3 protein-coding genes are annotated in these 12,941 nt (G+C 43.3%); all 3 read left to right on the forward strand.

Translation table 11 applies throughout. The features are described from left to right. The first annotated feature begins 157 nt into the window (after positions 1 to 157). Genes VME0621_RS00995 through VME0621_RS01005 form a run of 3 tightly spaced genes read left to right on the forward strand, consistent with a single transcriptional unit; the run spans position 158 to position 12,925 of the window. On the forward strand, positions 158 to 9,436 hold the full coding sequence (locus VME0621_RS00995) for a T1SS-143 repeat domain-containing protein (RefSeq protein WP_062461418.1): 9,279 nt from the start codon (positions 158 to 160) through the stop codon (positions 9,434 to 9,436). Between the two features lie 26 nt (positions 9,437 to 9,462). After that, a complete protein-coding gene (locus VME0621_RS01000) occupies positions 9,463 to 11,607 on the forward strand; it encodes a type I secretion system permease/ATPase (RefSeq protein ID WP_062461421.1) in 2,145 nt (714 codons plus the stop codon). Beyond that, positions 11,597 to 12,925, forward strand: coding sequence for an HlyD family type I secretion periplasmic adaptor subunit (locus tag VME0621_RS01005; RefSeq protein ID WP_062461424.1), 1,329 nt, complete (start codon positions 11,597 to 11,599; stop codon positions 12,923 to 12,925). Before VME0621_RS01000 ends, VME0621_RS01005 begins: the two co-directional genes overlap by 11 nt. Positions 12,926 to 12,941: the final 16 nt, after the last annotated feature.

Raw genomic sequence — 12,941 nt, forward strand, 5'->3', positions numbered from 1 at the left:
CGATCTTTAGCCCAGAATTTTCGTCATCAATGCAATGATAAGAATGTTGATAAGTATTTAAACTGAGAATAACACCGTATTTTTACAACATTTCATGCAGAGATTGTAAGAAATACTATTCTTAATGAATAACTTAGTGTCGCATAAGGTTTTTACTATGGTCCCGGTTCTTTATATGCAGCTTGGCGATGTGGTTTGGAAAATATTCGCTGACGGCTCGTGGCAACGAGTAGCTGATGATGAGGAATTATTAGATGGAATTCAGCTTGTTAGACAAGAGGTTGAGGAATTGGGGGAAGATGTGCAGTTATCTGAAACTCAGATTGCTGCTATTGAACGTGAGCTTTCTCAAACCTTAAATAACTTATCTAACAACATCGTTAATTCACAAGGGACTGTAGATACGATTTCATCCAGTTCTAGCGACAGTGGTGGTTTTGTCATCGCCCTGAAAGCAACCTTGGATGAAACCATTGCGCGAGCGGGGTTTGATACCCGACCCGGATTATTCGATACACAAGAATCTAGGCCAGAAACGACAACGCTCGACATCCTATCAGACCAGGCGCAATTAACGGTTCAGATTCTCGACGGAGGTGATGGTTACGAAAATCAATTTGAAGTGCCAGATGTCACTATCCTAGGTAGCGCTGCCGATGTGCGAGATGGCCGTGTTGTTCTGATAACCATTACCGACCAAGATGGCAACACAGTGCAAGCCCAAGCGACTACTCAGGATGAACAATATTCTGTTTCAGGCGTGGTGTTAACAGAGCTAGTCGAAGGTCCGTTAGTGGTGACAGCCTTCATATCTGATGACTTTGGAAATAGTATTTCCGCCAATGACGGTACCATTAAAGATACCTTGGCGGGAATTACAGTGGAAGCTGACGGATTCGGCGACGATTACTTGAACGCTCAAGAGGTAGGTTCGAGTGTATATCTAGGAACGGTCACTAATGTTGAGTCGGGTCAGCCCATTAATTGGGTTATAACAGATGAGCAAGGCAATACGCTTTCTGGGACCTCAAATGTTGATGCTGTTGGTGTATGGGATGTTAATACACTTGATGTCACAGGTTTAGTCGACGGAGTATTAACCATTGAGGCTTCCACTATCGACATTGCCGGTAATCCTGCAACATCAACAGATACCATCATTAAGGATACGCAAGCTTCAATTACAGTTTCTTTTGAGGATGTTGATGGTGCAATCAATGAGAATGAGATTACAGCCTCGACGATCTCGGGAACAGTCATTGATGTTGAAGATGGTCAAACGGTCGAGATTACGATTACTGGACTAAATGGGAAGCCGATAAAACAAACTGCGACTATAGTAAACGGTGAATGGTCGATAACAGGTGTTGATCTTTCATCATTCGATGACGGCTCTGTTACGGTTATTGCGTCTACGGTCGATATTGCCGGAAACCCAGCCTCAGCATCGGATACATCGGTCATTGATACGGTTAAACCGATTATTGATATTGATACTCTACAAGGATTCAATATTCTTTCTTTTCGAGGGGGTAATCTTTCCACGCTACAAGGAACAACCAGTCTCGTAGAAGAAGGCTTGCCCGTCACAGTCGTAGTAAGCGATGGGACGACTACGTTAGAGTTCTTGGGAGACGTGGATAGTTCGGGAGCGTGGGTTGTCAGCAACATCGACATATCTGCACTCGATAAAAGTACCGAATGGACACTCGATGCAAAAGTATCGAACTTGGTAGGCAATACTGCACTTGACGATATGCCCACCATTGTGTTGCCTGAATCCGTTGCTTTCTCAGATACGATTATTGGTATTTTTGGTAATCAACAACAAGAATCCGATGTAAGAATTCAAGGAGCGGATTTTAAATTTTATAGTAATCAATCTTTGATTGATCAATTAACATCCACTGGTTTGACGATCACTTTATCGATCACTGACACGTCAATAACCGGTATACGCAGTGACGGAAAAACGGTATTTGAAGCAACACTTTCTGGTGATACGGTCAATATTGCCTTCAAAGAAGTTATAGACCAAGACCCATCTTTAAACGCAATTCAAACCGCAATATTGATACAAGGTACTCAAACCGATCTTGATGGCACTACTGAAGTAGTTATCGGCCATTTACCAATCAATATAGCCGACCTTGAACCACTTCTATTTAATGACTTCGCTTTTGTTACCGAAGGTGAAGTTAAATCTGGAAATGTACTGAACAATGATATCGACTTGGATGGTACGTTACTGATATCTCAAATAACCATTGATAATGTGGATTATGCTGTCAATGGTAGCACTCCTACTGTTGTAACTTTGGCAGAAGGTCAATTATCTGTATTTGCTAATGGCCACTACAATTTTTCCGCCAGCAGAAATCTTGATGATTCGACTAACCCAAAAATTCAGTTTGACTATATCGCTGGGGACCAAGAAAACGACTTTGGGCAGGCAACCGCGACTATATTTATTCGCGATGGTGAGGCTGGAGATGTTACTGACGGTTCTACTTCATTTATTGAAGCGGATGCTGATTTACGTCCGCAGACAATTAATGCACACTTTTCGGTTGCTCCGGGCTCAGACAATCCCGACCCCGATAGCCTATTTTTCGAGAGTTCCACGCTTAATCTGCTCGATAGTTTATCGCTAACGAGCGGTTCAAGTTTAATGACTTTGGACTATAGCTTAAATGATGATTCAACCGTCATTACGGCGAAATCAGGTAGTGAAACGGTTTTTACTATCACTTTGACAGGTTCTGTAGCATCGGGCGACGCGACATTTGTCACTGGCAATATAGAAGTTATCTTAGAACGTCCATTAAATCACCCCAACAAAAATGACTTATTGAAGTTACCGTTGTTGATAGGCGGAAAAGATACTGATGGGACAGAATTGCAGCCAGGGGAATTTACTTTACTAATAGAAGATGGTTCCGATCCAGTATTAACGTCAAATAGTGATGCGTCGGTATCCGAAGCCGATGTAAGTAGTAATAGTGCTTCTGCAACAGGACAATTTGAAGTAGGGCTTGGTGCCGATGATCTAGATACGAACCAACAAAATGATGCCTCTGTTTACTTTCTAAAGGCAGAACAACCTCTTGTCTATAGTAATGGCGAGGAAGTGCTTTATACCATAAGTCCTTCAGGCTCGATTCTGACGGGGTACGTTGGGGATGTGTCTAATATCGTTTTTGTTTTATCGTTTGTGGCTCCGGACGCAAAGACTGGCGGTACCGTTGATTATGCCTTTGACCTCAAACAGCAACTTGATAACACCGCTGATCCTATGCAACTCCCGTTCGTGGTCACAGCGAGAGACTCTGATAACGATTTAACTAAACTGACCTTGAATGTGTCCGTTAGTGATTCGGGACAAGCAAATTTAGGTTCAACATCTTTAGCCGTAACTGAATTGCCAATAGGTGAGGCGCCTGATGGTACGTCAACAAGTGATAGTGGCACGCTCACTCTAAGTGCGTCTGTCGATAGTATTGTTGAAGTGGATTTAGGAGTGAGTACTGGTGATGTAGTCGTCGATAGTGGAGGTTCTCCAATTACTACCAATGGGCTAAGTATTTTTTGGCGCGATAATGGAGACAAAACCTTTGATGGTATTGATGAAAATGGTGTCGTCGTATTCCGAGCAGCGTTACCTAACGATTACACAGTTGCATCAGGCTTAACCTCTAGTTTCCAACTTTCATTCCGTGTATTTAAGGAGATTGATCACGGTGATGATGGAAGCCTAAATGAGTTATCGATAAAGCTTCCTATTGTTGCTAAAGATTTTGATGGTACTGAAACGACTGAAATATCTACAGTCAAAATCTACGATGGGGGAGATCCTTCTATTTCTACCACATCACTGGAGATCGACGAGGCGAACTTATCGGAATCACCGGAAGTAGAGGTGAAAAATACTGGAGCGCTTTCGTTTATTCGAGGTTCAGATACCATCGTTTCGTTTGATGTCGATATCGCAACATTTAACGGTTCAGGTTACCAAAGTGGTGGAGAAAATATCGTATTAGCTGCTCGTGATATCAACGACTGGTTTATTGGGACACAAGCGAATTCTGGTGATGAAGTGTTTAGAATTCGGCTCAATGTAGATGGGTCTGCAGAATTTATCCTATCAAAGCCACTTGATCACCCAAGTGGTAACGGTGCCAACACTCTTGACGTAGATTTCCCCGTTTTTGCGACCGATGCAGATGGTGACCAATCAGTCTCTACTAATTTAACGGTTGTTGTCACTGATGATATTCCGACCTCAACAGATAACACGTTAGAGCTTATTGAGGGAGAAACATTTAAAGGTAATCTGTTAAGTGCATCCGCGATGGGTGTTGATGGTGCGACGGTCACTTCATTTAAATACGAGTCCACTGATTATGATTTCTCTGGGGGAGAACCTGTTGTTATTACCCTTACTAACCAGTACGACTCTAATTCAAGCTACGGTACGTTTAGCTTGTACTCTGATGGGCGGTATACCATAACGACCGATAGTGATGTCGATGCGACTCCTGCTTTGATCGATGACATCGAATTCACTGTCACTGATTTTGATGGTGATACCGTCACCAGCACAGCATCTTTGGTGCTGGATGACTCTTCAGGGGTTATTCGCGTTGCCAATACTGAAATCCGTGAAGATGAAACTGCTAGCTTAGATATCAAAGTTTATGTTGGTGACTTCGATCAGAACGAAAATGTCAGTGAAATTACGATTAGCAACCTACAAGGTGGTACTCTCTATTTTGGGAACGTAGCGTTGACACCTGATGGGAGTGGAGTGGTCACCTTATCGGGTGGGCAAATTGTCAAGGCTACGGGGGATTATTTCGTTCCTAATGGCAATTTGACTTATGTTCCAAAACTTAATGAGTCAAACACGACGCTTACTGGGAGTATTGTCGCACTGGTTGTAGGGGCCACCATAACCAGAACTGGAGTTGCAGATGAAGACGTAACCAGTGCAAATCTCGAAGTTTCGGTTTTACCCGTCGCAGATGCCCCTGACTGGGCGAGTTCGCAATTTGAATACAATCTAACCGAAGACATTGGACGAACATTTTCCCTTAATATCGATGCTCAATTAACAGATATCGACAAATCAGAGAATCTTTCGTATCAAATATCTAACATACCTAGTGGTGTAACGATTAAGCTTGATGGTAGCAAAATCATCGAAGGAAAAAGCTATACGCAAAGCCAGTTAGACGATATGACCGTGACGATTCAAAAGAATTTAGCGGGCGAGTTTAGTTTCAATATCAAAGCGATTGCTACAGAAAAAGGTAGTACTTTCTCAAATCCAGACGACAAAACGGAAGAGATTTCCAACTTAGTGGTAATTGAAGTCTCTCCCGATGCCGACGAACCAGAGCTAACGGTAAAAGACATTAGAGGTTTAGAAGATCAAACGATTGATCTAAAAGATGCCATATTTGGTAATTTAACCGATACAGATGGCTCGGAAACATTGAAATACGATATTGTCGTACAAGATGGTTGGTCATTTACGGGGACTGGCTTTCAATTAATCTCTGCTAACACCTATCGTGTCGATTCTGATGCTATTGCTAATTCGCAAGCACTTTTGGTACCAAAAGAAGATATTAGCTCGGTTACCGAGTCGCTCTCAATTCAAGTTACTGCCGTATCAATTGAGTCGACGATTGATGGGTTGACGCCAATAAACAGCGAAGCTTTCAGCGAAACTCAGACAATCAATATTCATCTGAAAGGCGTCGTAGATGAGCCAATTGCACAGGATGCTGGCAATGGTCACTGGGGATTTGATAGCGGCACGAATACTATCAGGACAGTCGGTAGCTTCCTTGAAGATGGTTTAGTTCCTCTGGATTTTGAATTTGTTACAACCGATGATGATGTCTCTGAAACGCTGAACATCCTAATAACCAATATACCTGATGATGTTTCAATCGTAGATAGTGCAGGCAATCCCGTAGCGCTTACTATCGCGGGAATTGATCCAACAACGGGGAATATTTATCAGGTAAGTAATAGTGAATTGGCTTCACTGTTCATAAAACCGTTGGAGGACTTTAGTGGCCGTTTTACTTTTGATGCGACGGTTATTTCTACGGAGCCCGACGGCGACTCAGGTTCGTTCGACTATACAATCCAAGTTGATTTATTACCCGTCGTTGATCAAAGTGATGGACTATCTGTAGGTACTTCTGGTATTGAAGATGCTCAAATAGCTCTGGAGCTAGAGCCTAGAATAAGTGGAGATAACGATAAGAGTGAATCTCTGACAGGGTATTATATCGATTCAGTGCCCAATGACCTCACGCTCTATTTTGACGGCGCGGCGATTACCATACCTTCATCAGGATTAGACCTTGAAACCCTACTAGACTCTACAACACCTACTTTAGACAGCTTACTAAACAGCGGGCGATTAAGTGTTGTCGCAACAGAAGATTTAAGTGGAACGTTCTCACTTCCTATTCGTTATGAGGTAACGGATACATCAGGATTGGGCGCTACAAGCGTTAAAATGATTTCAGGTAATTTAACCGTTGTTGTAGACGCAAGAGTTGAGATCGATACTCGTTTGGAAACGTCTGTCGACTTGTTTACTAGTGATGACGGGTCACCAGTGGATGTTTCCGCAGCGGTTAAATTTGTTGAAGAAGACATCGACGGATCAGAATATCTAGATTACATCATATTAGAAATGCCTAATGGCTATGACCTAGTGGTAAATAGTACCGGTAATGAACCTCAACAAACGCCAGATGGCAACTGGCTTATTTCTGCACAAGGGTTAACGAGTGAGAGTGTACAAGAGCTATCCAAGTTTATTCTCGATGGTGTGTCAATAGAGAGCAATGTGGATACACCGGTGCTAGATATAGTGGTTCGAGCTCGAGTGATCGACGGCGAAGACGCCAAATACATTGATGGGGTATTCCAAATACAAATTACCGGGCATAGTGGCGGTGGTGGAAAACCTTGTGACCCTGTCGGTCCTCCTGGTGAAATTGAAGCCAGTGACGATATCGAGTTTGATGAAGGGACCGAAATACTCGATCTATCGGGCCTTCTAAATCCTGACATCGCGAGTGACCCAAACAACGATATTTCATTTTATGTTCCTTCCTCGTCATTACCTGATGATGTTGAACTACAGGGCAATGGTGTTATTCCAGTATATGACGATGACGGAGAGCTAGTCGGCTATTCCATAAGCCAGAGCGGCTTAAGTAATTTGCAAATTAAAGGCTTAGATGAGGACTTTGCTGGGTGTTTATCTTTTACTGTTGAAACGACGGAAACTTCGGCTTGTGATGGGTCTTCTTTAACGACCAGTCAAACTATCAATATCGAAATTCGACCTGTGGTAGATGAAATTATTTTGTCTACTGCATTTACGGATATTGATGAAGACGTAACGACAGATATAGGCCTTACGTTGATATTGGGGGATTCAATCGAATTTGGTCAGACTGTGGTAGGTGAAGGGGATTCTGCGACTGGTAAAGAAACCGTTAATTCCTTCACGATAGCCGTTTCCAACGGAGCTCAGATTGTTGCAGATGGTAACCCGAGTTGGCTGGTGGACAATGGCGATGGCTCATGGACATTGACTGATGTGACCAAACTACCTGATGTGAAGCTTGTACCGCCAGAACATTACAGTGGTGATTTGTCATTAACTGCTAGTGTGTCGATTACCGACAAAACCGACTGTCTTTCGGAATCTGATACACAAACTAAAACGGTAACGAAGGTCATCTCCATCAACCCTATTGTGGATCCCGCCGACCTTGTGACTAGTGACATCTTAGGGGACGAAGATAGTTATATATCTCTTGCTGCGCTAGACGCTGATCTGATTGACAAAGATGGATCGGAAAACATGTCTCTGAGCGTATCTGGAGTGCCCGAAGGGGCGGTGGTAGTGATCAAATCTGGTTCGAGCTATCAATTACTCCCTAACAATGGTTTAGATGGTGGCTCTTTCAATGGCTCACCTACTTATGAGTGGCAGTTAGATGTAGCGACTCTCAATGACACGTACATCTTACCTCCACTTGATTTCAGTGGTGATATTCCATTAGAACTCAAAGCCATTACACAAGAACTGGCTACTAATGATACTCGGGTTACGGAATCCAGTTTTACTCTGGGTGTTAAACCCGTTGGTGATGATATTGAATTCTTTGGGTTACCAGAATCGGTATCAGGAGATGAAGATGCCGTTATTGAAATTCCTGTAGAGATCACCAGCCTTGAGACCAACAGTGACGAGTCTCTAACGATAGTGGTAACCGTTAAAGGTACGACTGATCCGGATGCTATTGATGGAATAGAGAGTATTCGAATCGATGGAAAGACCGCCAAATTTGTCCAAGTGGGTAATATAGCAACGGCAACAATAATCGTAGGCGCAAGTTCCATCAGTAGTATTGAACTGTTTGCTGGCAACGCGTTTGGCGAAATGGATATGACCATCACCGCGGATACGTTAGATCAAAACACAGTACTGGGCAATCGAGTTTATGACCCCGGACCAATTAAGCAGGATACGGTTCACCTATCTATAACGCCTGAACCAGACGAGCCGATTCTAACTCTTGAGTACGACGCCATATATTCGAGTGCGGAAGGCAACATACCATTAGGTCTAAGTATGTCTTTGGTTAACCCTGCGGATGCAGAGACAGGAACACTTACCATTATTGGGCTACCAACAGACATTACCCTATCCAAAGGCCAGGCAAGCGGAAGCGATTGGATCGTAGATTTTGCGGATGTAGCTGACCTTTCAATCACTGGTTATCCAGCCATACCAACTGATAATCCATTGGATTTCACCTTAACCCTTGAGCCGAGTGCAGAACTAAATGGAAATACGGCAGACGGTTTAAGCACAGAGCTCCAAATCACATTGTATGACGATGACACTGCTATCAATGACAGTGCAACAGCCGCTTCCGAAGACGACCGTTTTCTAGGAACTCATAAAGCCGATACTTTTGACGGAAGAGGTGGGGATGACTTTATCGATGGTGGTAATGGCAGTGACACTCTGTACGGTGGTTTGGGGGCAGACACATTCTATTTTGGTGCTGATGAATTGGGAATCATTGGACATACGGACACGATAAAAGACTTTGACACAGAGAAAAATACAGACTCTATAGACCTCAGTGGTATTTTGTCAGGCGTATCAACAGCAACTCAGGCCGACCAACAGATGGACCTGATTCAAGACGGAGCTAACGTACGAATCGACATCAAGCCAGATGGAACTAATGTTAAACACCATATCGTTTTAGAAAATACAACGTTAGACAGTTTATATGGTGGAACGAGCACCTCAGGTGTCGCAGAGGTCGATATAATCCAAAAAATGATAGACGACCAGAACTTAATTTTGTCATAGGTCGCTTTAAGCAGTAGGGACATGCGGTGGAGAGAAATAATAAGGATAATTGGTTAGAAGCGGTTCAATGGCTATGTCGGCATTTTGAAGTACGTTGTCATCCAGTAAAAATAAAATCAGGGTTACCTCTAGATGACGGTAAGCTATCAGAAAGTTTGTTTGTTCGAGCATTGGAACGACATGAAATTGATATTATGGAGCTGTCGACTAACGAGCTTACCAAAGCCTCTTTGCCGTGTGTAGTCATCGAAAGTAAAGAACGAACCCCGTTAATTATTACATGCATAGACGGGCAGCAAGTTACGTATCTTGAGGTGGCGAATGACTTTCAACAATCAACGGTTGATTTTTCAGAGTTCAGAACTCGTGTTGACAAACCTTTATGGCAAATCAACGCAGCCAGTAAAGTCGATCAACGTGCTGAGGATTTAAAACAGCGAACTCCTACACACTGGTTGTTAATGACGCTCAAAGAAGTAAAGTCATGGTATCGTGATCTCCTAGTCGCTTCTTTTGTTATTAATGTCCTAGCTCTTGTCGTGCCTCTGTTTACGATGAACGTTTACGATCGAGTGGTACCTAATCAGGCCTTTAATACGCTATGGGTATTATCTGCCGGCGTCGCTATTGTTATTGTGTTTGATTGGATACTAAAGGAGTCACGTAGTTCAGTAACCGATATGGCTAGTCGCTATGTTGACAACAAACTCTCCTCGCAACTATTCAGTAAAACAATGGGCATGAAGTTGGAAAACCGTCCTCAATCGGTTGGTGCGTTTTCGAGACAGCTTCAAGACTTTGATTCAGTCAAAGAGTTTTTGACTTCAGTGACGTTAGTGACCTTGGTCGATTTACCATTTACGGTCTTGTTTTTGGTGCTAATCGGTTGGTTGGGTGGAGCTATGATGCTGATCCCTATGGGGGTTATGTTGTTACTGGTCACTATTAGTATTGCTATGAAGCGCAAAGTGGAAAGTACGCTTGAAGAAACCTCTCGATTCTCAACTCAGCGTCAAGCACAGTTAATAGAAAGCCTAAACGCGCTTTCCGAAATAAAACAAAATAACGCTCAAGGATTACTCCAAAAGCGTTGGGAGCAAGTTGTCGCATCGCTTTCTACTTGGCAAACCCGCTCAAGAACCTACACCAATATCATTTCACATAGTATTCGATCTAGCCAACAGGTGGTGACGGTGTCACTTATTGTGTTTGGTGTTTATCAGATTTCGGAGGGGCTACTGACGATGGGAGGACTCATCGCCATTGTCATGCTTAGTGGTAGAGCTGGAAGTTCAATTAATCAGTTATCAATGCTGATGCTGAGATATCAGCAGTCGAAAACTGCAATGGAAGGGCTAAACCAAATCATGAGTTTGCCTCAAGAGGACACCAATCATCAGGTATTAGAAAGGGGAACGTTTAAAGGGAGAATTAAACTCGATAATGTTGGGTTTATTTATCCCGAAATGCAGTCTGAAGTTCTTTCTGGCATTGATCTTGAAATCCAGGCAGGAGAGCGGGTTGGCATAGTCGGTGCTGCGGGGGCGGGTAAATCGACGTTGATGTCTTTACTGTTAAAACAATATGCTCCTAGCAGTGGTCAGGTGTATTTTGAGGGGTTGGATTCAAAATTATGGCCGCATAGTGTCCTTCGTGAAACGACGGGCTGGGTAGCTCAACATAGCGTGCTGTTTTTCGGGTCTGTGTTCGAAAATATCACCTTTGGCGATACTCAGTTTGATGAGAAAAGACTAGCGTATGCTATTCAGTTCTCCGGTCTAAACGATTATATGCCACGTTTGGTTAATGGGTTAGAAACGCAGGTAGGAGAAGGTGGACGGAACTTGTCCGGAGGACAACGACAAGCCGTCGCTTTAGCACGTGCATTATATCGTCAACCAAAACTGCTTGCTCTTGATGAACCAACTAGTGCTCTGGACAGTCAAGCAGAGCAACGCTTCTATCAAGCGCTGTTAAGGATGCCCAAAGATATCACCATGGTGATTAGTTCTCATAGACAGTCATTTTTGGCGTTGTGTGACCGTGTGCTCGTCCTTGAGAGGGGAAAGATTGTTTTAGAGGGCACTCCAAAAGAAATCTTCGAGCGTAGGTCTAGCAAACATAAAGTAAAGAATATCTCTGTCGTAAAAGGAGGTAATCATGAGCACTAGTCACATCGAATGGAATAATCGTCAATTGGCTTACCGTTCACGAAAACTCATTTGGATAATTGCAGTCTTGGTAGTCGTTATTGTTGCCTGGGCAGCATGGGCAACCTTAGACGAGGTAGTCGTTGGAGAAGGCTCTGTGGTACCAAGCCAATCGGTTCAGACAATACAATCCTTAGAGGGAGGGTTGATCGAGAATATTCTTGTCAGGCAGGGGGATTCGGTTATTAAGGGTCAACCGTTAGCTGTTTTGGATGACACTCGATTTCGGGCTTCGTTTCAAGAATCTGGTAAGCAATTTGATAGCCTAAGTGCGCAAAAGGTGAGATTAGAAGCTGAGTTGGCATCTGTAAAAGTCGATAACAAACAGAGCGACTGGCAAAGCCAAGTTACTATTACTCCTATCGACATCGTCACTAATGATAACTCAAGTGCAGCGTTGTTTAATGCTAAGGCCAATTACTATGAGCGACTTGAACAGGTGACATCTGAATTAGAAGAATCCAAGCTCCGCATTGAACAGCAGGCACAAGCATACAGTGATACCCAGTCTAGTGTCCGTACATTGCAGAGCAGCCTAACCATTGTAAGAAAAGAGCGTGATCTTCTTAAGTCTGTTGTGGAAAGCGGTGCGGTCGCTGAAGTGGAACTTTTGAAACTCAACCGCGACGTAATACGATTGGAAGGCGACTTATCGAGTGCAAAAGTGTCTGCTCAAAAACAACGTGCCGCGTATTCAGAAGCAATCGCGGACCATCGTGGTATCGCTCTCAACTTCAGAACTAAAGCGCAAGGACAACTCAATGAAGTTTCAGCAACGTTAGCCCAACTTAATGAAAGCCGACAAGCAATTGCTGACCAACTTCGAAGAACTCAAATTACCTCTCCTGTCGATGCAACTGTTAAAGATGTGTTCGTTCGAACCATTGGTGGTGTCGTTCGTCCAGGAGAACCCATTATGGAATTAGTGCCAAAAAACTCGGCCTTGATCGTAGAAGCCAAGATTGCTCCAAAAGATATTGCTTTTATTTCAGTAGGTTTGGAGGCAACAGTTAAATTTTCGGCCTATGATTTTGTTATATATGGTGGACAAAAAGGCAAAGTGACATATGTCAGTGCCGATGCGCTGCAAACTGAGGATGGTGCGGCTTACTATCGAGCTCACATTGAACTGGATCAGCAAGCACTCGAACAAAAATCCTTTACAGTCATTCCTGGGATGCAGGCAGCAGTGGACATCTTAACCGGGGAAAAAACAGTTTTGAGTTATTGGTTAAAACCAATACTGAGAGCGAAACAGAACTCTTTACGAGAACGATAATAACGACAAGGAAAAA

Origin of the sequence: Vibrio mediterranei (assembly GCF_900088415.1) — a bacterium.
In the GTDB taxonomy this organism is placed as follows: Bacteria; Pseudomonadota; Gammaproteobacteria; order Enterobacterales; family Vibrionaceae; genus Vibrio; species Vibrio mediterranei.